At 61.4% G+C, this 22,289-nt stretch carries 16 protein-coding genes and 1 riboswitch; of the genes, 6 read left to right on the forward strand and 10 right to left on the reverse strand.

What is annotated here, in order from left to right; translation table 11 throughout:
* The first annotated feature begins 176 nt into the window (after nucleotides 1–176).
* Complete coding sequence (locus tag CWI66_RS10290; protein WP_100731610.1) at nucleotides 177–1,361, forward strand: MFS transporter; 1,185 nt, start codon at nucleotides 177–179, stop codon at nucleotides 1,359–1,361.
* Between the two features lie 37 nt (nucleotides 1,362–1,398).
* Here CWI66_RS10290 and CWI66_RS10295 read toward each other — a convergent pair whose 3' ends face one another.
* The 4 genes from CWI66_RS10295 to CWI66_RS10310 form a co-directional block, all read right to left on the reverse strand.
* Complete coding sequence (locus CWI66_RS10295) at nucleotides 1,399–2,367, reverse strand: magnesium transporter CorA family protein (RefSeq protein WP_081135181.1); 969 nt, start codon at nucleotides 2,365–2,367, stop codon at nucleotides 1,399–1,401.
* Nucleotides 2,364–3,815, reverse strand: a complete 1,452-nt coding sequence (locus tag CWI66_RS10300) for a diguanylate cyclase domain-containing protein (RefSeq protein WP_081192332.1) — start codon at nucleotides 3,813–3,815, stop codon at nucleotides 2,364–2,366. The genes CWI66_RS10295 and CWI66_RS10300 overlap by 4 nt, the downstream gene beginning before the upstream one ends.
* 84 nt (nucleotides 3,816–3,899) lie before the next feature.
* Complete coding sequence (locus CWI66_RS10305) at nucleotides 3,900–5,291, reverse strand: sodium:solute symporter (protein ID WP_016916456.1); 1,392 nt, start codon at nucleotides 5,289–5,291, stop codon at nucleotides 3,900–3,902.
* Nucleotides 5,281–5,384: riboswitch (TPP riboswitch) on the reverse strand. It overlaps the preceding gene by 11 nt.
* A gap of 68 nt (nucleotides 5,385–5,452) precedes the next feature.
* Nucleotides 5,453–6,040: a peroxidase-related enzyme gene (locus CWI66_RS10310; protein WP_081135175.1), complete on the reverse strand. Its 588-nt coding sequence runs from the start codon at nucleotides 6,038–6,040 to the stop codon at nucleotides 5,453–5,455.
* A 174-nt stretch (nucleotides 6,041–6,214) separates the two neighbouring features.
* Between CWI66_RS10310 and CWI66_RS10315 the strand changes: the two genes are divergently transcribed.
* A complete protein-coding gene (locus CWI66_RS10315) occupies nucleotides 6,215–6,904 on the forward strand; it encodes a hypothetical protein (RefSeq protein ID WP_016916454.1) in 690 nt (229 codons plus the stop codon).
* A 60-nt stretch (nucleotides 6,905–6,964) separates the two neighbouring features.
* Here CWI66_RS10315 and CWI66_RS10320 read toward each other — a convergent pair whose 3' ends face one another.
* Nucleotides 6,965–8,461 (reverse strand): CoA-acylating methylmalonate-semialdehyde dehydrogenase, encoded by a 1,497-nt coding sequence (locus CWI66_RS10320; RefSeq protein WP_081135174.1) that lies wholly within the window; start codon nucleotides 8,459–8,461, stop codon nucleotides 6,965–6,967.
* Nucleotides 8,462–8,684: 223 nt separating this feature from the next.
* On the opposite strand from CWI66_RS10320, the gene CWI66_RS10325 reads away from it, so the two are divergent.
* Nucleotides 8,685–9,746: a zinc-binding metallopeptidase family protein gene (locus CWI66_RS10325; protein WP_081135172.1), complete on the forward strand. Its 1,062-nt coding sequence runs from the start codon at nucleotides 8,685–8,687 to the stop codon at nucleotides 9,744–9,746.
* Here the strand turns inward: CWI66_RS10325 and CWI66_RS10330 are convergent, their stop codons facing one another.
* Nucleotides 9,747–10,745, reverse strand: a complete 999-nt coding sequence (locus CWI66_RS10330; protein ID WP_016916450.1) for an alpha-E domain-containing protein — start codon at nucleotides 10,743–10,745, stop codon at nucleotides 9,747–9,749.
* A 4-nt stretch (nucleotides 10,746–10,749) separates the two neighbouring features.
* The gene (locus tag CWI66_RS10335; protein WP_081135171.1) at nucleotides 10,750–12,234 is read right to left on the reverse strand and encodes a circularly permuted type 2 ATP-grasp protein; all 1,485 of its coding nucleotides are present in this window, start codon (nucleotides 12,232–12,234) and stop codon (nucleotides 10,750–10,752) included.
* A 429-nt stretch (nucleotides 12,235–12,663) separates the two neighbouring features.
* On the opposite strand from CWI66_RS10335, the gene CWI66_RS10340 reads away from it, so the two are divergent.
* The 3 genes from CWI66_RS10340 (at nucleotide 12,664) to CWI66_RS10350 (ending at nucleotide 19,373) form a co-directional block, all read left to right on the forward strand.
* Nucleotides 12,664–16,017 carry a transglutaminase family protein gene (locus CWI66_RS10340; RefSeq protein WP_100731611.1) on the forward strand — a complete coding sequence of 1,118 codons (3,354 nt, stop codon included), beginning with the start codon at nucleotides 12,664–12,666 and terminating at the stop codon, nucleotides 16,015–16,017.
* Nucleotides 16,018–16,089: 72 nt separating this feature from the next.
* Entirely contained in the window at nucleotides 16,090–18,498 is a 2,409-nt protein-coding gene (locus tag CWI66_RS10345) for a circularly permuted type 2 ATP-grasp protein (RefSeq protein ID WP_100731612.1), read from the forward strand.
* Entirely contained in the window at nucleotides 18,495–19,373 is an 879-nt protein-coding gene (locus CWI66_RS10350) for a transglutaminase family protein (RefSeq protein ID WP_100731613.1), read from the forward strand. The genes CWI66_RS10345 and CWI66_RS10350 overlap by 4 nt, the downstream gene beginning before the upstream one ends.
* A gap of 74 nt (nucleotides 19,374–19,447) precedes the next feature.
* Here CWI66_RS10350 and CWI66_RS10355 read toward each other — a convergent pair whose 3' ends face one another.
* The 3 genes from CWI66_RS10355 to CWI66_RS10365 are packed head-to-tail and all read right to left on the reverse strand — an operon-like array spanning nucleotide 19,448 to nucleotide 22,259.
* Nucleotides 19,448–20,713 carry a TRAP transporter large permease gene (locus CWI66_RS10355; RefSeq protein WP_100731614.1) on the reverse strand — a complete coding sequence of 422 codons (1,266 nt, stop codon included), beginning with the start codon at nucleotides 20,711–20,713 and terminating at the stop codon, nucleotides 19,448–19,450.
* The gene (locus CWI66_RS10360) at nucleotides 20,710–21,252 is read right to left on the reverse strand and encodes a TRAP transporter small permease (protein WP_227407730.1); all 543 of its coding nucleotides are present in this window, start codon (nucleotides 21,250–21,252) and stop codon (nucleotides 20,710–20,712) included. The genes CWI66_RS10355 and CWI66_RS10360 overlap by 4 nt, the downstream gene beginning before the upstream one ends.
* Before the next feature lie 20 nt (nucleotides 21,253–21,272).
* A complete protein-coding gene (locus CWI66_RS10365; protein WP_081192342.1) occupies nucleotides 21,273–22,259 on the reverse strand; it encodes a TRAP transporter substrate-binding protein in 987 nt (328 codons plus the stop codon).
* Nucleotides 22,260–22,289: the final 30 nt, after the last annotated feature.

The following is a 22,289-nucleotide window of genomic DNA, read 5'->3' on the forward strand; positions in this document are numbered from 1 at the left end:
GCCAGGTTCAAGATATCCTGTTGCGACGGGATTCAACAGTGCGGAGGGATCGCTTACATACCACTCCAATCTCTTGCTTTGCCTCGCAGCGTCAACTTTTCGCCAATGGTGATCAGCCCCCAAAAGGTTCAAGCTCATCCCTCATGGGCACCTCCCAGCCCCCGCCAAGGAACGGTATGCTTCATTTCAGCTCTGCCTATCATCGCCGCCTGACCTGGACCTATTTTGGACTGTTCATCGCTATCGGTATGACTGGCGGGCTGCTGGGGCCTGCCCTGCCCCACCTGGCCAGCGCCAGCGGCTCTTCCATGAGCCAGATTGCCGTGCTGTTCACGGCGCGTGCTGTAGGTAACATGAGCGGCGCTTTGGTCACCGGAGCGCTGATGGACCGCTTCAACGGGCATCGCGTGCTGCTCATCATGGGCGTACTCACCGTGGCCGGGTTGGCGCTGGCGCCCTTGAGCCCACTACTCGTGTTGCTGGCGCTGCTGTTCATGCTGCTAGGCTTTTCTGAAGTGTCGCTGAACGCCGGGGGCAATACGCTATTGCTGTGGCTGCACCGAGACGCCGCAGGCCCCAACGTGAGCGCGCTGCACTTCTGCTTCAGCGTTGGCAATATGCTGACCCCGCTGGTGATGGTGGCAGCGCTGTCATTGACCGGCCAGTTTCACTGGACCTTCTGGGTAGTGGGACTTTGCGTCGCGGGCATGCTGTGGCCACTATCACGCTTTGCCAGCCCCACCATGCCCGGGGCGACCTGCGTGGTGAGCGAAACGCCCGCCCCACGCAAGCATCGCGACCCTCTTCTGCTGGGGATTTTTCTGCTGCTGTTCGCCCTCTACGTGGGCATCGAGGTGACCTTTGCTGGCTGGGTGACGGCCTATGGCGCGCTATCAGGAGTGTCCGGCGAGCAGGCCACGCTGCTGGCGACACTGTTCTGGCTGGCGCTCTCGGCAGGACGCTTGCTGGCCATTCCGCTACTGCGCAGGTGCGCGCCCTGGCAAGTACTGGTCGGCTGCCTGGCCATTGGGCTCAGCGCCGCTGGCGGCTGGCATGCAGGGGTGCTTTCATTGGCCCCAGGCGCGCTGCTGTTTGGCCTCTCCGCCTCGGCTTTTTTCCCCACCCTGTTTGCGCTGTGCAACCACACCATGGTGATGCGGGGCCGCACCACCGGCGCCATCTTTACGGCCGCGGGCTGCGGGGCACTGATCATTCCTTCGCTGACGGGTCCACTACTGGACACCGCCGGGCCCGGCGCGTTTCCCGTGCTGCTAGCCTCGCTATGGCTGTTGATTGGCCTTGGGCTTTGTCTGTTGACGCTACGCCTGCGTATCCTGGCTCAGTCTACTGCCGATCCTTAACGCCGTAGGCCGAACGCAGCCCATTTTCGGACAACGTCTAGAACCAGGCTTTACGTTTGAACCACCAGATCAGCACAACGCCAATGCCCAGCATGAACCCCAGTACGAAGAAATAACCATACGGGTAGGCAAGCTCGGGCATGTATTCGAAGTTCATGCCATAAATACCGGCAATAAAGGTCAGCGGCACGAAAATGGCGGTAATGACGGTCAACACACGCATGGTGATATTCAGCTGATGCGATGAAATCGAGATGTAACCATTTATCAAGTCGCCACAAATGTCGTAATACATCTGGGTCAGCGAATGCAGGCGCTCGAAACGCTCTTCCACATCGGTGATGGCATGCAGCGTTTCACTCTCCCAGCGAGGGAGATGTGCGTAGTCATACGCCGTCAGCTCTTGAGTGATGCCCTTGTGATAGTTGAATACCCGACGCATCTTGACCAACCGCGAGCGATACGCAGTAATCCGGCGCATCAATACGTCATTGCCGTTCTCCAACAACTCGTCTTCCAGGTCGCTCAGCTCGGTCTCGAACTCCAGCAGGCTGTCGATATAAAAGCCCGCCGAGGTATACATGACACGCAAGGCAACCTGCTCGGGAGAGCGCGACAGCAGCCGCGCGCCCTGATCGTTGAGTAACCGTTCGATGCTCAGCGCAAGGCCAGGATGCAGCGTGACCAGAAAGCGTTCGCCCACGAAAAAGCACATCGGTTGAGGCACGAAGTTGAGCTGAGCATCGAAGGAGGAAATGCCTCGGTAGATAATCAGCGTATGGTTTTCGAATTCCTCGATCTTGGGAGGATGACGCACCTTGTGGGCATCCTGAATCGCCATGGGGTGGCACGCAAACCCTTCGAGCACCTCACGCTCGCTGGCTTCGCTTTCACCCTGCATGTCCACCCAGATATGCGCGCCCTCCAGGCGTTTCCAGACATCGATCAGCGAAAGGTCGCCTTCGCGCACTTCTCCCTCGGGGGTGGTCATCAGGCATCGAATCATGTGCATTCCTTGACTTCGCTGGCGTTGGTTGACGGCAGCACAGGGCTTGCTAGCCGCGCCTGCGCCTTGCCTGCCCGCTTGGCTTCATACATCGCCACATCGGCTCGCTTCAACAACTCTTGCGGGGTTTCTTCTCCGCCAGGCACATACTCGGCCACGCCGATACTGGTGCTGACCTCGAGCACTATGTCGCCCATGGTCAGCGGATCTTCAATGGTGCGGATCAGCTTCTGCGCCAGCGGTTCGATAGCGTCGCTGTCCATGTTCTCCAGTATCAGCACAAACTCATCCCCCGCCCAACGGGCCACGAAGTCCGTTTCACGCAGCGCAGCTTGCAAGCGTCTGGCGATGTCGCGCAGCAGCTCATCGCCCATGGCATGTCCATACAGGTCATTGATTCGTTTGAACCCATCCAGGTCGAGAAACATGACCGCCAGCGGTACGAGACTCCGCCGAGTACGCGCCATGGCCTCTGGCAAGCGTTCGTCGAGGGCGCGGCGGTTAGGCAGCTCCGTCAAGACATCTTGTCTGGCCTCCTGGTCTCGCAGGCGCGCCAACTGCTGGCGCTCGGTAATGTCGTGGATAAACAGGCTGCGCCGCCATCGCCCACTGAGTTCGTAGCGCTGGTGGCGAATCTCTACCGGCAAGCGCCCACCATCTCGACGCCGGGCTTCCCATTCGATGGGTGAAGGATCGTCCTGCCCGGGCACGCCTACGGGAAACATCAGGTCGGTAATGGGGCGGGCCAACGCCTCCTTGCGCGACCAGCCGAACATGGCTTGTGCGGCGCGATTCCAGTCCAGCACCCGACCACGATCATCGATACTCAGGTAGGCATCGTAAGCCGACTCGATGACCAGGTTGAGCTCGCGGGTACGTCGCTCGATCTGCTGCTCCAGACTACGATGCAGCGCCGCAAGGTCGCGTTTGAAGCTGGCATTGCGCTTCTCTTGCTGAATCAAGCGCTCGCGCAAATGAATTTCACCGGACACCACATCGGCCAGGTCCTGTAGCGCGGTGAACTCCTGGGGGGTTAGTTCGCGGGGCCGGGTATCCATGGCACACAGTGACCCCAACACCAGCCCCTGGGTGGTTTTCAGAGGGATGCCGACGTAGAAGCGGATGCCGTCGGGCTTATCGACGTAAGGATTATTGGCAAAGCGGGGGTCCAGGCGTGCATCGTTGACGACCAACGGCGCTTCCGCCAGCACGGTATAGGCACAAAACGCCACGTCGCGAGGAGTTTCCGAAAGCTCCAGCCCCACCTGAGACTTGAACCACTGTCGGTCGGTATCCACGAGCGTCACCGTGGAAAGTGGTACCCCCAACAGCACGGTGACCAACCGAGTCACTCGGTCGAATACCGGCTCATTGGGGGTGTCCAGTAACGCCAGCTCTTGCAAAGCAGCAATGCGCGACGCTTCATTGGATGGCAACAGGTGGCTCATGGTGGTTACACCCGATATATAGTTAACACTCCTTTGTGTATTTCAAACCCTTTCGACATCATAGCGCGAAACTACACAGTCTGCCTAACGCGTTGATTTTTTTAACACCTTGCCCGAAGGGAGCCACCACGCCACGAGGATACTCACCAGGCTCGAGAGCATCAGCGCCCCCACGAAGGGACCAAGAGTAGGAATACTGCCAGGAAACGTGGCGGCCATGATGCCCGCCATCAAGGAGCCTTGCCCCAGCCAGCCCGGCAATACCGCCCCCACCAGCCCCGCCACGCCACCGCTGATGGCCGCCAGCGGCGACATGCGTTGCCACAGGCCCAGCAGCACTGGCACCACGATGGCCGCACACAGCAAGTCGGCTATCAAAAACAGCCTCAGTACCGATAGCCCTTGCAAGGCGATGAGGATCACCGGCACCATCAGCAGCACCGTGATCCAGCGCGCTGCATGCAACGCTTTTGGTTGATCTCCCGTTGCCCACAGCGAGGCAATGCCGTTTTGCAACGTATCCACGCTGGAAGTCACCAGCGTGACGGCCAGCACCAGAGCCGGGAGTGTGATCCAGACAGGAGCCTCTGCCAACAGGGCAAAAAAGGGCATCGGTGGCTCGCCCAGGCTCACCCCACTGAGTGCCGCCATCATGCCGACACCACCAATCACCATGACCACCAGCACCGTCATGACGGCCCCCAGCCACGCGCCACGGCCAAGACTGGCGCTATCCTGAGCCGCCCAGAGCCGCTGCCAGTAGCCCTGGTGAAACAAATTGGCCGCGGTCACGGCAATGATCAGCGTCAGCGCCACGCTCAGCGACGCCCCGAGGGGGACGTCCGGTAGCGCCGCATCGCTGGGCATGGAAGGCAGGCGCCATAACGTGACGCCCGCCACGGCGCATAACAGTATCAAGAGCAGCCAGGCCTGCCAGCGGTCGGTGGCCAAACTGGCGCGCAGGCCACCGAGCACGGTATAGATGAGGGTCGTCAGCGCCACACCAATGATGACCCAGGCAGGCGGAACGTCTGACAGTAGCGCGGTAATGGCGCCGATGGCCGTCAGCTCAGCTGCCAGAAAGCACCCCATATACGCCACGGAGGCAAGCGTGACATAGTGACGGACCCCCTTGCCATAACACGCTTCGGCAAACTCGGCGATACTGCGCCCGGCGGGTAGCGCACGACGTATTCTGGGGCCATAAAGCCCCAGCACCAGGAAGGGCAGCGCCGAGCCCACGGCATAGCCCAGCAGCGCCACCGGCCCCACGAAGGCGCCAATTTCAGGCGGCGCAAAGAGAATCCAGGCCCCCATTCCCGAGGCCAGAAAAGAGAACCCCAGGGTCGTTGCCGTTTGCGAGTTGCGCGCCGTGACGTAGTCATCCAGCGAGCTTCCCCCAAAACGCGCCCGAAGGCCTAAAAATGCAAAGCAGCACAGCGCTGCGCCCAGCACTGCAGACGTCAGGTACGGCATGTCGCGCTTCCTCCGCCGGTACTATCCGGATCAGGTTCCAGGGTCTGCATGGCGTGCATTCTCAGCCCACGAAGGGCTCCCCTGGCGACAGTGAATGAAGGCGGTATCTTCACTGAAAGGAGCGCCCCGGTAAAGCGCTGCCGTGCGTACTGCGCTCTGGCCTAGGCAGGTTTGGGCACGCGCCCCATCAGGTAGAACTCCGGGTTGGGCGGCGTGCCTGCCAGGGTGACCAGACGATTCGACATGCCAAAGAAGGCGGCCACGGCACCGATGTCCCAGCAATCCTCCAGCGTAAAGCCCACTTCCGCCAGCCGGGTTTGCCATTCGGGCGTCAGCTCGCCCAGCTCGATGGCGCTGTGTAGCGCAAAATCGAGCATGCGCCGATGCCGCTCGCTCAACCCCGCCGCCTGGTGGTTGATGGCAACGTTATCGGCCAACAGAGGGTCTTTGGTGTAAATACGTACCAGCGCGCCATGTGCCACAACGCAGTAAAGGCAGCGATTGCGCGCGCTGGTAGTGACCACAATCATTTCCTTTTCGGCCTTGCTCAGAGTGTCGGACTCCCGCTCCATCAAGGCGTCGTGGTAGGCAAAGAAGGCGCGAAACTCCGCTGGACGGTGGGCCAACATGAGGAACACATTGGGCACGAACCCGGCTTTTTCCTGAACCGCCAATATGGCCGTGCGAATGTCGTCAGGCAGGTCGTCCAGGGTTTCGGGAATTTTAAAACGGCTTAATGACGCAGACATGCTTACCTCTTTTTTGTCGTGTTGATAAACGCCTTGCGCGATACGGGGTCATGGTTAACAAAATGCTAACGGATTAGACTTTCATTACACCTTGAGGCTCGCCATACTCTTATCGACTGTATTTCATAAAAAAGGCAGCGTTGAGCAAACGGCGTCTGTAACAGGGAAACCACCATGTCTTATTCTGAAGCAAGAGAGCACACGCCGGGGCGTTTGCATGCATTGTTCGCCGACCCTTACCGTGCGTTCGAAAACGACACGGATGAACGCCAGCTGCATATCCGTATCATGCTTCATGCCTTATTGGCCCGCCCCATCGCCCGGGGTCAAATTACGCTACGTGTCATTCACGGCTGGGAGAACGGCGGTTTCGAGCCAGCCGACCTGCAACATGCGGACTTCCATCTCAACAGCCTGGCAGATTTTCATGCTGCTGCTGCGCGCTTTACGGCGGCGAATCAGCAAAATGCACCGCTGCCCGCCGATGGCAGCGCCATTCTGGCAGAACCGCTGGCCGACGCCATTGCCGATGCCGAGGCCGAAGGTCTGGTCTTGAACGAAGACATTCGAGAAACACCCGCTCGCTGGCAAGCGTTCGAAGGGGGGTTAGCGCTGTACACGCTGTTCAAGATGTATCACCGCCTGGTGTACGGCGAAGACGACACCTATCGCTGCTCTCAGTGCGAAACTCCCCACGGGCTGCGAGAAATCCATGAGTTCCATCTTGAAGAGGGCGAGTTTGCACTCCTTGCGCCACTCAACGATGAACAGGATGCTCCTTACCTGCTGGTGCTGCATGAAAGCCAACTGGAGCCTATAGAACAGCTCCTGCGCGACAGCCTGCCACTTTTCGAACCCGTCTGATCCCCAGGGGCCCTCTGCCGTGGCAGAGGGCCCCTGATGCGTCAGCGGTTCGCCAAATATCTAGAGCGCAATGGTGCTATTGATGCCGCTGGAGACGTTTTCGGGCTCGAACCAGCGTGCGGTCACCGTTTTGGTTTGCGTCCAGAACGCGATGGCCTGCTTGCCGTTGGGGCCCAAATCCCCCAGTTTGGAAGCCCGAGAGCCGGTGAAGCTGAAATAGGCCACCGGCACCGGAATCGGCACGTTGATACCGATCTGACCAACGTCGATATCGGTTTCGAATCGGCGCGCCACCCAGCCCGAGTTGGTGAAAATCGACGTGCCGTTGCCGTTCGGGTTGGCGTTGATGAAGTCGATGGCATCATCCAGCGTCTCGACCCCCACCACGCATAGCACCGGACCGAATATTTCTTCCCGGTAAATGGTCATCTCCGGCGTGACGTTGGCAAACAGCGTCGGCCCCACGAAGTTGCCCTCCGGATACCCTTCTACTGTGTAGCCTCGGCCATCCACCAGCAGCGTGGCCCCCTCTTTTTCACCGGCGGTGATCAAGCGCTCGACACGCTCCTTGGCCTGAGGAGACACCAGCGGCCCCAGGTCGGCATCCCGCTGGGTACCGGGGCCGACCTTCATGCTACGGGCGCCTGCTTCGATATCGCTCAGCCACTCCTGCGCCTCGCCTACCAGCACCACCACCGAGTTGGCCATACAGCGCTGACCCGCTGCCCCAAAGGCCGACCCCAGCAGGCTGTCGATGGCCTGACTACGGTTGGCATCCGGCATCACCACACAGTGGTTCTTGGCCCCCATCATGGACTGCATACGCTTACCTGCCGCCGCCGCACGGCCATACAGCAGCGATCCCACATGGGTAGAGCCAATGAACGACAGCGCCTTGATGTCCTGATGGTCGGCAATCTGGTTGGCAACTTCGGGCCCGCCATGCACCACGTTGAGCACGCCCGCCGGAATACCCGCCTCATGGGCCAGTTCCACCAGCCGCATGGTCGAGCTGGGGTCCTGCTCGGAAGGCTTCAGAACGAACGTATTGCCCGTGGCAATGGCCAGCGGAAACATGAAGCAAGGCAGCATGATGGGGAAGTTGAACGCCGTGATCCCGGCGCCCACGCCCAGCGGCTGATGCATGGTATACACATCGACCTCATTGGCCGCGTTTTCGGCGAGTTCACCCAGTTGCAGAGACGCAATCGAGCAGGCGTGCTCGACCACTTCCAGCCCGCGGCCTACTTCGCCTTCTGCGTCAGGCAGCGTCTTGCCATGCTCTTCGGTGATCAGCGCGGCGAGTTCCGCGGTATGCTCACGAATCAGGGCCTGAAGTTTCAGCATGATGCGCATGCGCTTGCCCAGCGGCACCTTGCGCCACTCCTTGAACGCGGTTTTGGCACTGGCAATGGCACGCTCTACCTCGTCAGGGGTACAGAAAGGCACCCGGGCCACGACCTGCTGGGTCGCCGGATTGACGACATCGCGCCACTCCTGGCTTTGCGACTCGACCGGCTGGCCATCGATATACATGGGTATCTGGCGAACGGACATACAGACGTTCCTCGTGGTTGTGTTTGTTATGGGGTTGAATAAGGAGCCCCTAGGGTATATCAGCAAGTTGACGTAAACGTCAATTAGCCACTCGATAAAGCTAAATTCACCGCACTGGGGAAATAGCCTTTCCCTCAAGGAAAGAGCCTCGCTATGCTGTCAGGGCGCCTTCTCAACCTGCCTATCGACGATGCATAACGTGGCTTTCCACAAGGAGGTATCCATGCAAGCGTTCAATTGCCAGTGCGGCAACCCGCTGTTCTTCGAGAACACCCATTGTGTTGCCTGTGAGTCGGAAGTCGGCTGGTGCCCGGCCTGCAGCAATATCGTTGCCTTGGCCCCTTTGGAAGGCGGCGGATACCGCTGCACCCACGAAGGCTGCGGCACCCTCTTGATGAAGTGCCATAATTACGCGGTAGAGAACGTATGCAACCGCATGGTGATCATGACCGAAGGCGAAGCCGACACGCTGTGCGACTGCTGCCGCTACAACGATGTGATTCCCGACCTGAACGTAGAGGGTCACCGCGAGCGCTGGGCCGCACTGGAAGCTGCCAAGCGTCGTCTGTTCCACACCCTGGAGATTCTCAAGCTCCCCCACGGAACCCAGGGCGATGATATTCGCGTCCCCTTGAGCTTCTCGTTCATGGCCGACGCCCTCCCTGACAAAGGGCTCTGGCGCTCCACGGCGAATCAGGAGAAGGTCTATACCGGCCATGCCAACGGCCATATCACCATCAACGTCAAGGAAGCCGACGACGTCGAGCGTGAGCGACTGCGGGTGGACATGAACGAGTCCCACCGCACCCTGATCGGTCATTTTCGCCATGAGGTGGGGCATTACTACTGGGACTTGTTGGTCAAGGATCAGGATGAGGCCGCCAGCGTCCGAGTGTTTGGCGACCATAACGCCCCCACCTACGGTGATGCGCTGGAAACCTACTATCAGCAAGGCGCGCCGGCCGACTGGCCAACACGGTTCATTTCTGCCTATGCCGCCATGCACCCGTGGGAGGACTTCGCCGAAACCTTTGCGTTTTATCTGGACATGGTGGCCGTGCTGGACACCGCTCTACACATGGGGATTTCACGGGCCGAATATGACGGCACGCTGGACAGCATGTTAAGAGCGTTTCATCAGGTGGGGATGGTCGTCAATGAGCTCAACCGTGATATGGGGCTACTGGACCTGGCACCGGGGGTACTGCCTCCCCCGGTGCGTGACAAGCTGGCGTACCTTCATGAGTTAGTACACAGCGCCAGCGCTAACGCTCGATCTACTTGATCAATCGTTATCATGATCCCCCAGGTGGCCCTGACTTTGTCGCTGGGTCACCTTGGGCACGTTGTCGCTATTCACGAAGTACGTTGCCCTGAGCGTGTCATGGATCGCGGCAAAGCCAATCTGTAGCTCATCCACGAACGCATGCAACTTGCTGGGGGAGTGAGCCAACGCCTGGATATCGGCATCGACCACATCGGCACGCACCAGCGACACCGTGGCGGCCACCCGGTCCTGCCTGGGCAGTAGCTGTAGCTCATGGCCCAGCGTTTCCAGGCTACAGGCAATCGAGCGCGGCAGGTTCGGGTCCTGCAGCAGATAGCGCAGCACATCGGGGCCCCGCACTCTCAGCCGCACTTCCTGACGGTACATTTGATAGGCCGTCAGCGACTTGAGCACGCTCATCCACTGAAGGTTTTCGAACGGCAATAGCTCTTCGGGGTTCTGGGGCAGCAGGCTCGCGGAACGTACGTCCACAATACGCGTGGTCATGTCGGCCCGCTCCAGATGTCTGCCCAACTGGATGAAGGTACGGGCCGGCCCATGGCTCAAGGTGCCTTCGATCAGGCCAGTCAGCGTCTGGCAGCCGCGAATCACGTTCTTCAGGAAGGCATCGCGACGGCGCGGGCTGACACCGTTTTCCGCATGGTCGGCCACGCTCAAATAGAGCTGGTTGACCTCCTCCCAGATCTCCCTGGGCACCACGTCTCGGGTAGTGCGCAGGTTTTCCCGAGCACTGGCCAGCGCCGAAAGAATCGAACTGCCATTCTGCGCATCGGCACACAAAAAATGCACTACGCTACGCTCGTCAAAGCTGGAATGGCGCTCGTTAAACGCATCCAGAGTACCGGTCATTTCGATCAGTGGCGCCCAGCCCAACGGCAGGTGGCGCGGCAGGTCGAGCATCAGGTGGCTATTGACGCTCAGCAGCCGCGCGGTGTCTTCGGCCCGCTCGATGTAGCGCGCCATCCAGTACAGGTTTTCAGCTACGCGTGACAGCATGGCGTTAGACTCCTTCCTGCTCGGCGGCATCAGCCGCGTTCTCATCGACCTCGACGATCCAGGTATCCTTGCTGCCGCCCCCCTGGGACGAGTTGACCACCAGCGACCCCTCCACCAGTGCCACGCGGGTCAAACCACCCGTGGTGACATGGGTTTCGGGGCCGGAGAGAATGAACGGGCGCAGGTCCACATGACGCGGCTGCGGCAAGCCGTTGGCCAGGGTGGGCGTGGTGGAGAGCGCCAGCGTAGGCTGGGCCATGTAGTTGCGCGGGTTCTCCTTGATCAGGCGGGCAAACTCGTCGCGGGTTTCCCTGGTGGAGCGAGGCCCGATCAGCATGCCGTAGCCCCCGGACTCATTGGCAGGCTTCACCACCAGCTCGTCGAGGTGATCCAGTACGTACTTGCGGTCGTCATCGAACATGCACAGGTAGCTGGGCACGTTGGGCAGCAGCGGCTCCTGATCCAGATAGTAGCGAATCAACTCGGGCACGAAGGCGTAGACCACCTTGTCGTCTGCCACGCCTGCCCCTGGCGCATTGGCCAACGCCACCTTGCCCGCCCGCCAGGCGCGCATCAGCCCAGGCACGCCCAGCATCGAATGCGGATTGAAGGCTTCAGGGTCCAGAAACTCGTCATCCACACGACGATAAATGACATCCACCCGTCGCAGCCCCTCCACCGTACGCATGTAGACCACGTCATCGTCGTCCACCAGCATGTCGCTACCCTGCACCAGCTCGACCCCCATCTGCTGGGCAAGATAGGCGTGTTCGAAATAGGCCGAGTTGTAGATGCCGGGGGTCAATACCACGACCTGAGGGTCATCGCCGGGACGGGGAGACATGGCCGCCAGCATGTCATACAGCTGCGCCACGTAGTCGTCTACTGGCAGGATTTTGCCCGACGCAAACAGCTCAGGTAGCACCCGTTTGGTGACGTTGCGGTTTTCCAGCATGTAGGAGACCCCGGAAGGAATCCGCAGATTATCCTCCAGCACGTAGAGTGTGCCATCGCCGCCGCGTACCAAATCAGAGCCACAAATATGCGCCCAGATACCATGGGGCGGGTTAATGCCCACACACTGCGGGCGAAAATTAGCCGACTGAGCAAGCACTTCCGCAGGCAGCACTTTGTCCTTGACCACTTTCTGATCGTGATAAAGATCGTCGATAAAGAGATTGAGTGCTTGGACGCGCTGTTTTAAACCGGCTTCCGTCTTGCGCCACTCATGGGCCGGTATGATCCGGGGCACAATATCGAATGGCCAGGCGCGGTCGATCATTGCCCCTTCGGAATACACGGTAAACGTAATCCCCATGGTACGAATGGCGATTTCCGCAGCGGTTTTTCTTTCCGCTAACTCTTCGGCGCTAAACCGAGCCAGCATATTACAAAGCTCATCGGCAGAAGCTCTGGGTTTACCTGGCGCTTCTAGCAACTCATCGTAAAAATCACGGCACGCATAGTTGTTCCAATTGACTTGGCTCATGGGCGCTCTCCTGGCGCTGGGGTGGAAGCGGCAACTTCCTTGAACAATAGTGTAGGCCTGCCGCGTGCAATCGACGTATTTATTGAGCTATATAACCACGCAATACTCGTACCACCTTTCCCGATATTTCAACGCTATGGCATCCACGTTTGATAAAACGCGGCCACTTTGTAATGCCGCGATACCTTCCCACCCCCTCACTGAACCAAACTTGTGCCTTGACAAAAAAACTCTCGAAAAAAAGCACCAATTTGGTGCAAGATTTAATTAAAAGCGATGCGATCACAATTTTCCACACTTCTTAAACGCCCTTGGGCATATTGCAGCTGCAAAAAAGTTCAACTCCAACGATACTCTTGGGTAAATGTCTTGTTGCGTCGCAGTTCATCAGTAGCTGCGAGAATTTACGCTTTTATTTGAGGGTGGCTCATGACCATTCGCGTTGCCTTGCATCACCGCACAACCTATCGATTTGACCGCCCCGTCAAACTGTCACCCCATGTCGTCCGCCTGCGCCCGGCCCCCCACTGCCGTACTCATATCGATGCCTACTCGCTGAATATTTCAGGGGATGACCACTTTCTGAATTGGCAGCAAGACCCCTTTGGCAACTTTAATGCGCGTATCGTGTTTCCAGAGCCACGCAAGGAACTCACCATTGCCGTCGAGCTGGTGGCCCCCATGACGGTCATCAACCCTTTCGACTTTTTTCTCGACGATGCCGCGCAAAAAATTCCGTTCCATTATTCCGATGAGCTTCTCAAGGAGCTAGGCCCCTATCTGGAAGTCACCGAAGCAGGGCCGCGCCTAAAAGCATGGCTTGAGGAAGTACCTCGGGAGCCCACCACCAGCGTCGATTTTCTGGTGGCGCTCAACCAGCGTCTGCAACAGGACATCAGCTATCTGGTGCGTATGGAGCCCGGCGTACAAAGCTGTGAAGAAACCCTAACTCTGGCCAGTGGTTCCTGCCGCGACAGCGCCTGGTTACTGGTACAGATCCTACGCCATTTGGGGCTGGCGGCTCGCTTTGTATCCGGCTATCTGATTCAGCTGGCCCCGGACGTCAAAGCGCTGGATGGCCCCAGCGGTACCGAGGTGGACTTTACCGACCTGCATGCCTGGACCGAAGTCTTCCTGCCGGGCGCAGGCTGGGTGGGCCTGGACCCCACCTCCGGCCTGTTCGCTGGTGAAGGGCATATTCCGCTGGCCGCCACCCCCACCACCGGCAGCGCCGCGGCCATTACCGGTTTTTCCGACAAGTGCGAAGTGGAGTTCGATGTCGAGATGCGCGTGGAGCGCATCCATGAAGACCCGCGCGTCACCCGCCCCTACAGCGATCAGCAGTGGCAGGCCATTCTGGCGCTGGGCGACCAGGTGGATGAAGTCCTCCAGCAGCAGGATGTTCGCCTGACCATGGGGGGCGAGCCGACCTTCGTTTCCATCGACGACATGGAGAGCCCCCAGTGGAACACCGAAGCGCTGGGCGAGCACAAGCGTGAGCGCGCCGAGGCGCTGCTGACCCGACTGCAGGAAGCCTACGCGGCCGGTAGCGTCATTCAGCAGCAACAGGGCAAGTGGTACCCTGGCGAACCGCTGCCTCGCTGGGCGCTGGCCTGTTACTGGCGCAAGGATGGCGCGCCCCTGTGGCGCGACCCCAAGTGGCTGGCCAGCACCGAAGGCGCGCCCCACGCCAAGCTCGACAACGCCATGGTAGAGCGCTTCATCCATACGCTGGGCGAACGCCTGGGCGTGGCGCAGCGCCACTGGATTCCCGCCTACGAAGATGCCTACTACTACCTTTGGAAAGAGCAGACCCTACCGGTCAGCGTCGACCCGCGTAATGCCGACCTGAAAGACGATGCCGAACGCCGCCGCCTGGCACGGCTGCTGGAGCAGGACCTGGGCGCCGTCGTGGGCTATGCGCTCCCGTTGCGTCACTCGATTTCCCAGTCTCATCGCTGGGAAAGCGGCCGTTGGCCGCTCAAACGCGATCACCTGTTCCTGGTGCCAGGCGACTCCCCCATGGGCCTGCGTCTGCCGCTGTCGGCGCTCCCCTGGGCCGACCCGGAAGAGCAGCCGCAGCCCCAGTCGCTGTTTGCACCGCGACCTGCGCTGGGCGACATTCACGGGGAAGTGGCGCGCCGCAATGCCGAACAGCATCGCTTCACCAGCGCCGAGCGCCATGGCCAGAGCCTGCATCCCAGCCATAGCCACCCGGAAGGCGAAGCCGTTCAGCAGCAGCCAAGCGCCGCCGACGACCGCGAACACAAGGTGATCCATACCAGCCTGTGCGTCGAGCCTCGTGAGGGCCGCCTGCATGTCTTCCTGCCACCGCTGACTCACCTGGAGCACTACCTCGACCTGTTGAGCAGCATCGAGGAAACCGCCCAGGCGCTGGCTTGCCCAGTCATGATCGAAGGCTACGCGCCGCCCCGGGACCCGCGTCTGTCCAGTTTCCAGATCACCCCGGACCCCGGCGTCATCGAGGTCAACATCATGCCGGCCGACAGCTGGCCAGCGCTGGTCGCCCAGACCGAACGGCTCTACGATGAAGCCCGCCAGGCGCGGCTGGGCACCGAAAAATTCATGGTCGATGGCCGCCATACCGGCACCGGCGGCGGCAACCATGTCACGCTGGGCGGCCTGACACCGGAGGACTCCCCGTTTCTACGTCGGCCGGACCTGCTGGCCAGTCTGGTAACCTACTGGCAGCACCACCCGAGCCTGTCGTATCTGTTTTCCGGGCTGTTCATTGGCCCGACCAGCCAAGCCCCGCGGGTGGATGAAGCCCGCCATGAAGCTCTCTACGAGCTGGAAATCGCCCTGCAACAGATGCCCGAAGGCGAGGTCGTTCAGCCCTGGCTGGTGGACCGACTGCTGCGCCACCTGCTCACCGACCTGACCGGCAACACCCACCGCGCCGAGTTCTGTATCGACAAGCTCTACTCACCGGACAGCGACGGCGGCCGGTTGGGGCTGCTGGAGCTGCGCGGCTTTGAAATGCCTCCCCACGCGCGTATGGGCCTGATGCAGACGCTGCTCATTCGCGCCCTGGTGGCGCGCTGCTGGAAGACGCCCTACCGTGCGCGCCCGGTACGCTGGGGCAGTGCCCTGCAGGACCGCTGGATGCTGCCCCACTACCTGTGGGAAGACCTGAACGATGTGCTGCACGATCTGCGTCACCATGGGTTCGATTTCGAGTTGGAGTGGTTTGCGCCATTCCGGGAGTTCCGCTTCCCGGTGCATGGCCGCTTGCATACTCCCATGCTCTCCATAGAGCTGCGCCAGGCCATCGAGCCCTGGCACGTGCTGGGTGAAGAAGCCACGGCAGGCGGTACCGCCCGCTATGTGGACTCCTCGGTGGAACGCCTGGAAGTGAAGGTCAACGGCATGAGCGGCGACCGCTACGTGGTGACCTGCAATGGCCGCCAGGTACCGCTCTCCCCCACCGGACGCAACGGCGAAGCCGTCGCAGGCGTGCGCTACCGGGCCTGGCAGCCGCCGTCGGCCCTGCACCCCCAGATTCCCGTTCACGCTCCGCTGGTATTCGATGTCATCGACACCTGGAACCAGCGTTCGGTGGCGGGCTGCACCTATCACGTCGTGCATCCCACGGGGCGCAGTTTCGAGACGTTCCCGGTCAATGCCTTCGAAGCCGAAGCCAGACGCCTGGGTCGCTTTAGCGACAGTGGCCACGGCCATGGCTACCAGGCGCCCATGCCAGAAGCCCTCAGTCAGGAACTGCCGTGTACCCTTGACCTACGCTGGAGCCCGCGCCGATGAGGTAGTAATGCTTTCCTATCGGCGCTAGCTGCAGGATAATCCGCCCCTTACTCGCTCAGGACTCTCAGGATCATGACTGCCCCTGTCTCTCCCTCACTGCTTGAGCTCGGCGCTGCCGGGCTCATCGAGGACTACTTGAATCAGCTAGGCAAGGGACAGCCCGGCACGTTTGATGCGATGCTCGACCGTCAGGGCCAACTGCGCCCCGGCTGGCAGGGCCTGCTTGGCGCTCTGGAAAGCCTGGGTGCCGAAGGCCGCTATCAGCAGCATGAAGAGCTTCAGCGCCTGCTGGCCGAGAACGGCGTCATCTTCAATATGCACGATGACACCCAAGGACGCGCTTGGCGGCTGGACCCGCTTCCCTGGGTCATCGACCAGGCGCAGTGGCAAGCGCTGGAAATCGGCCTGACCCAGCGTACGCGGCTATTCAATGCGCTGTATGACGACCTGTACGGCCCGCGCACGCTATTCGATGCGGGCCTGCTGCCCACCCAGGCGCTGCTGGCCTCGCCCCACTTCCTGCTGCCCTGCCACGGCTCTCAGCCCAGCGACCGTCCTGCGATCAGCTTTCACGGCATCGACGTCATCCAGGATGCCGAAGGCCAATGGCGCGTCATTGGCGACCGCTTGCAGGCCCCTTCCGGCACCGGCTTCACGCTGGAAAACCGTATTCTCATGGCCCGCGCGCTGCCTGAAATGTACCGCAACGCGCCGCTGAAGCGCCTGGCGGGTTTCCTGGATAAATACCACCGCACGCTGACCGCACTGGCCTACCAGCACCGCGACAACCCGACCGTGGTGCTGTTGACCCCAGGGCCGGGCAGCCCGCGCTATTTCGAGCATGCCTACCTGGCCAACTACCTGAACATCGACCTGGCAGAAGGCCAGGACATGGTCGTGCGCGACAGTCAGCTCTGGTTACGTACCCTGGGCGGCCTGCAGCCGGTGGACGTGGTGCTGCGCCATTGCGACGACGCCTACTGCGACCCGTTGGAACTGCGCGGTGATTCGCACCTGGGCGTACCAGGGCTTTTGCAAGCCGCCCGCGCCAGCGGCGTGGCGATGTCGAATGCGCTGGGCGTAGGCGCTCTGGAGCTGCCGGAGCTGGCTGACTACCTGCCAGCACTCTGCCAGCACCTGCTGGGGGAAGCGCTGCTACTGCCCAGCGCCAATGCCCAGACGCCTTCTGCCACGGCCCCCCTGTTCGATCCGCACATGCAGCGGCTGTCGCCCACCACCCTGAACCTGCGCTGTTTCGTTTCCAGAGCCCCGGGCAGCGTCGCGACCCGCAGCCAACAGCCCAGCGATTATCACGTCATGCCGGGGGGGCTTGCCTGGGTGGGCACCCCCGGCTCGCCGTCGCTCAGCAGCCCCATCGTCAAGGATGTCTGGGTGACCGCCAACACGCCCCAGCCTCACGTCAGTCAACTGCGTCAGGCACGCGGTCCCGTGGTGGCTACCCGCGATGGCACCGACCTGCCCAGCCGGGTAGCGGAAAGCCTGTTCTGGCTGGGTCGCTACGGCGAACGGCTGGATGCCCGTGCCCGTTTGCTACGCGAAGCCTTGATGCGTCTGATGGAGTACGACCAGGACGAAATTGCCGACCAGCTACTGGACGAACTGCTGCTGGCGCTGGAAATCACCACCTTAAACGCCGACGGCGAAGGCGCCAAACCCCCGCTGGTGGGCTTTGCCCAAAAACGCACGGCGCTGCTGGCCCAGTTCGACGAGCAAGACGCTCAGGCCCTCAAGCCGCTGTTTGCTCATTTGCTACGTAACGCTCGAAGCGTGCGTGACCATCTGGGCGACGACTCCTGGCGGGTGGTGCATCAGCTACGCCAGCGGGTGGATACGTTCAGCCCCAGCCTGGGCGCCAGCGCGGCGCGGCGCGCCTGTGAAGGATTATCGGCGCAAATTGCCGCTTTCTTTGGGCTGTGCAACGAAACCATGCCCCATCACTACGGCTGGCGGCTCATGGACATCGGGCGCTTTCTGGACCGCGTGCTGGGGCTGCTATCGCTGCTCAAGCTGACCCTGAACGCGCCCCATTCGCCGGGGCTGGCGCTCTGGGAAGTCGTGTTGGCCACCACGGACAACTTCACCGCCTATCGTCGCCGCTACCGCAGCGAGCTGCACCCCGAGGCCATTCTCGACCTGCTGCTGTTCGACGAGACCAACCCTCGCTCGGTGGGCTACATGCTCAAGCGCCTGGAGCGGCAGATGGACCGCCTACCCGGCAGCTCGTCGCCCTACCGCAACGCCGAACGGCGGCTGCTGATCCAGGCCAATGCCGCCCTGCACCTGGCCGACATCGACCGCCTGAGCCACCTGGCCGACACGCCCGATGCCCAGGCCGCGTTGGAACAGCTGCTGGATGAGCTGATTGCGCCGCTCAGCGCCCTCTCGGACGCCATCAGCCACAGTCATTTCAGCCATGTAGAGCGACCGCGCCAACTTGTCAGCATGGAGCCCGACGAATGAATTACACCCTGCGGCACACCACGCGCTACCACTACAGCGCGCCCGTGACCCTGTGCCACAGCGAGGCGCGCGTGCTGCCTCGCAAGACGCAGCACCAGCAGTGCGGGGCCTCCGAGCTGACCATCAGCCCCATGCCTCACGTGCAGGCAGAGCGGCGGGACGTGTTTGGCAATCGGGTACTTTACTTCGCCATGGAAGAGGTGCACCAGACACTGGACGTGACGGTCGTCACGCCTTTGAACACTCAACCCCTGGGGCCGCTGCCTGCCAGTTCGCCCAGCTGGGAAAACGTGGCAGCGCAACTGCGCCAGGACAGCCGTTTCGACATGCAGCTGTATCGGCTGGATTCGCCATTCATTCGCCGCAACGATGAGCTGGCCGACTTTGCCCGCACCTGTTTCACGCCTGGCCGCCCGCTGGTAGAAGCCGCCATGGCCCTCAACCAGACCATCTACGATACCTTCGAATACGACCCCAGTTTCACCACCCTGGCCACCCCCTTGAGTGATGTACTGGCCAACCGCCGGGGCGTCTGCCAGGACTTTGCCCACCTGGCCATTGGCGCGCTGCGTTCAGTGGGCCTGCCTGCCCGCTATGTCAGCGGCTATCTGGAAACCCAGCCTCCCCCCGGCCAGCCCCGCCTGATTGGCGCCGATGCCTCCCACGCCTGGCTGGCCGTGTGGATCCCCGACTGGGGCTGGCTAGCCCTGGACCCCACCAACGGCACCCTGGCCGGTGAACAGCATCCGGTGCTGGCCTGGGGTCGCGACTACGCCGATGTGGCCCCGCTCAAAGGAGTCATGAACGGCGGCGGGGAGCACCAGCTCGAAGTGGAAGTGGATGTCATGCCGCTCACCGACCATAGCGCGGCCTGACCGGCCTGCGCTGGGCCCTGGCATCCGTTCACCAGGGCACATCTCAAGGCCTGCTGACAAGGGGATAGAACCGCTCAGCGCTGAATCAGTCCGTTGGTCAGCCACGGCAGCCAGGCCAGCAGCACCAGTGTGAACAGCGTGGCCAGCAGGAAAGGCAGCAAGGCGCGGAAAATTTTCAGCGGCGGCGCGCCGGTCATGGAGGAGGCGATGAACAGCCCCGCTCCCACTGGCGGGGTCAGTAGCCCCATCACCAGCGTCAGGCACACCACCACGCCAAACTGGTAAGGGCTGATCGCAAACTGACTCTGCGCAATGGGCATCAGAATGGGGACCACCAGGATCAGTGCAGCAATGCCATCGAGGATCATGCCCACCAGCAGCAGCGCCGCAATCACCAGCAGCAGGAACACGAAAGGATCACTGGTCAGCGCAGCAATCCACGCGGCGGCCATCTGCGGCAAGCGCTCATACACCACCACCCAGCCAAATACCCCGGCGGCGGCAATCAGCATGATCACCAGCCCTGCATTCATGGCCGTACGTGCCAACACCTGCGGGAGCTGCGCCAGGCGCAGGTCGCCATACACCCAGCGCCCCATCAGCAGGGCCGCCAGCGATGCCAGGGCAGCCGACTCCGTGGGCGTCGCAATGCCCAGCAGAATGCCGCCAATGATGATCACCGGAATCAGCAGCGCGGGCAGCCCCCAGAGCGCGTCGTGAAGCGCCTGCTGGCGGCTGGGCCACTCCCCCTTGGGGTACTGCTGGACCAGCCCCACCAGCGCAATGACCACGAAAAAGCTGGCCCCTAACAGCAGCCCGGGCAGCAGTCCGGCAATGAACATTTCGGCGATCGGCACCTGCGCCATGACGCCAAACAGTACGAACAGCATCGAGGGCGGAATGATCGGCGATAGCAAACCACCGGCGGCGGTAATCGCGGCGCTGTAGGGCTTGTCATACCCCTCCTGCTCCATGGCGGGCACCATGGCCCGCGACATGATGGCGATTTGCGACGCTGCAGAACCAATGATCGCCGCCATCATCATGTTGGCCACCAGGTTGATATACGCCAGCCCACCGCGAAACCCGCCCACCAGCAGCCGCGCCAGGGCGATCAGCCGTTTGGTCAGGCCGCCTTCGTTCATCAGCTCGCCCGCCAGCATGAACAGCGGAATGGCCAGCAGTCCGTAACTCTCGATGGCGCTGAACAGCTGCTGAGGGTACGAATCGAACAGCACCGCATTGCCCGATGCCTGGATATACCACATGGCCGTGAGCGCCAGCACCAGCGCAATCGGCACCGCCCCCAGCAGCAGAATCAGAAATACCACAACGGTCATGTGCGTTCCCTCAGCCCCTGAACGGATTGCAGCAGGTTGGCCACGCCGTGCAGGCTGAGCGACAGCGCAAACCAGGGCACGATCAGCCACGCCCAGAATTTCTTGATGCCCAGCGTGGAGGTGTTTTCGGCGTAGATGAAATTGAAGGTCTGGCCCTGGAAGGCGCGCACATCGAACCCGGCCTGGGCCAACGCCCAGGGTTGATACCAGCGCCAGCAGAGCCACGCCAACAGCAGCGCAAACAGCAGCACCATGGCGTCCACCGCCAAGGTAATGGCACGCTGCCCCGTGGAGGGCAACAGATCGCTGAGCAGCGTCACGGCAATGCCCTGGCGGCGCTTCAAGACCGCCCCGGCAATCAGGAACGTCATCCAGATCATGGCGTAGATAGCCAGTTCACTGACCCAGTAAAGCGGATTGCCCAGCGCCCGAAAGGCAATGTTGGCGAGGATGAGACACGTGACCGCCGCTGCCAAGGCAGCGGCGGTCATCTCTTCGTAACGGGCAAGCCTGAGGGAGAGGCGCTGCAGCATGATCATCGAAAGCCTCTGGTTCAGCGCTACTCGTCGCGCAAGCGGTCAGCTTCCGCCCGCAGGGTTTCCAGCATCGGAGCCTTGGGCGCCCAGATGCCCTCCCACTGGGCGATGGCATCGGCAAAGAACTCGGCATCCGCTTCCACGATGTTGATATCCAGGGCGCGAATTTCCTCTTCCTGGGCGGCGTCCATGGCTTCGAAGCCGCTCAGCACATTGTCGAGATGCTCGGCCATGGCGGTTTCGAACAGCTCGCGATCCTGTTCCGACAGCTCACGCCACACACGCCCCGATACCACGCCGACCATGGGGAACATCATATGGTTGGAGATCAGCAGGTTTTGCGCCTGCTCATGAAATTTCAGGATCAGGATGGAATCGAAATCCATGTCGATGGCATCGACCTGACCGTTGGCCAGGGCATCGTAGACTTCCAGCAGCGGCATGGGCGCAGGCGCGGCGCCGGTGGCCGTGTAGAAATCACGGATTGGCTCGAAGGGCGTGATGCGCAGGCGCTGGCCGCGAAAATCAGCGGCGCTCTCGATGGGGCTGCGGCTGAGTACTTGACGCATACCGACCATGCCATACCCCAGCCCTACCAGGCCCACGCCTTCCGGCATCAGCTCGAGCAGCTCGGCGGCCGCCTCGGAGCGCAGCAGGCGCGCGGCATGGTTGACGTCATCCACCAGATAGGGCGCATACAGTGCACCAAAATCCGGTATCCGGTTGGAGATTTCGGCGATAGTCAAAAATGCCATGTCCAGGGCACCGGTCTGCAGCTGCTGCACCATTTGCGCTTCATTGCCTAGCTGCTGGGCAGGAAAAACGCTTATGCTGTGCTCGCCGTTCGAGCGTTCGTGCACGGTTTGCGCAAAGGCTTCGGCTTCCGTCGACCAGAGGTGCTGGGCGGGCGTGATCAGCCCCAAGCGAAAGTCCCGCGCCTGGGCGCTCAGGGAAGTGACGGCCAAAGCAGCCGCCGCACAGGCCAGTGTCAGCGTTTTGAGTCGTTTCATGCAAAGCCTCTCGGGATCCCAGCGGCAAGA

The organism is Halomonas sp. 141 (assembly GCF_002810305.1).
In the GTDB taxonomy this organism is placed as follows: Bacteria; Pseudomonadota; Gammaproteobacteria; order Pseudomonadales; family Halomonadaceae; genus Vreelandella; species Vreelandella stevensii.

Bases quoted from the DNA above. Each gene is read 5' to 3' on its own strand.
- CWI66_RS10305 (WP_016916456.1), bottom strand. From the start codon at position 5,291: ATGCCGTACCTGACGTCTGCAGTGCTGGGCGCAGCGCTGTGCTGCTTT.
- CWI66_RS10320 (WP_081135174.1), bottom strand. From the start codon at position 8,461: ATGTCCGTTCGCCAGATACCCATGTATATCGATGGCCAGCCGGTCGAG.
- CWI66_RS10290 (WP_100731610.1), top strand. From the start codon at position 177: ATGCTTCATTTCAGCTCTGCCTATCATCGCCGCCTGACCTGGACCTAT.
- CWI66_RS10345 (WP_100731612.1), top strand. From the start codon at position 16,090: ATGACTGCCCCTGTCTCTCCCTCACTGCTTGAGCTCGGCGCTGCCGGG.
- CWI66_RS10325 (WP_081135172.1), top strand. From the start codon at position 8,685: ATGCAAGCGTTCAATTGCCAGTGCGGCAACCCGCTGTTCTTCGAGAAC.
- CWI66_RS10300 (WP_081192332.1), bottom strand. From the start codon at position 3,815: ATGAGCCACCTGTTGCCATCCAATGAAGCGTCGCGCATTGCTGCTTTG.
- CWI66_RS10315 (WP_016916454.1), top strand. From the start codon at position 6,215: ATGTCTTATTCTGAAGCAAGAGAGCACACGCCGGGGCGTTTGCATGCA.
- CWI66_RS10355 (WP_100731614.1), bottom strand. From the start codon at position 20,713: ATGACCGTTGTGGTATTTCTGATTCTGCTGCTGGGGGCGGTGCCGATT.
- CWI66_RS10330 (WP_016916450.1), bottom strand. From the start codon at position 10,745: ATGCTGTCACGCGTAGCTGAAAACCTGTACTGGATGGCGCGCTACATC.
- CWI66_RS10335 (WP_081135171.1), bottom strand. From the start codon at position 12,234: ATGAGCCAAGTCAATTGGAACAACTATGCGTGCCGTGATTTTTACGAT.
- CWI66_RS10365 (WP_081192342.1), bottom strand. From the start codon at position 22,259: ATGAAACGACTCAAAACGCTGACACTGGCCTGTGCGGCGGCTGCTTTG.
- CWI66_RS10360 (WP_227407730.1), bottom strand. From the start codon at position 21,252: ATGATCATGCTGCAGCGCCTCTCCCTCAGGCTTGCCCGTTACGAAGAG.
- CWI66_RS10295 (WP_081135181.1), bottom strand. From the start codon at position 2,367: ATGATTCGATGCCTGATGACCACCCCCGAGGGAGAAGTGCGCGAAGGC.
- CWI66_RS10350 (WP_100731613.1), top strand. From the start codon at position 18,495: ATGAATTACACCCTGCGGCACACCACGCGCTACCACTACAGCGCGCCC.
- CWI66_RS10340 (WP_100731611.1), top strand. From the start codon at position 12,664: ATGACCATTCGCGTTGCCTTGCATCACCGCACAACCTATCGATTTGAC.
- CWI66_RS10310 (WP_081135175.1), bottom strand. From the start codon at position 6,040: ATGTCTGCGTCATTAAGCCGTTTTAAAATTCCCGAAACCCTGGACGAC.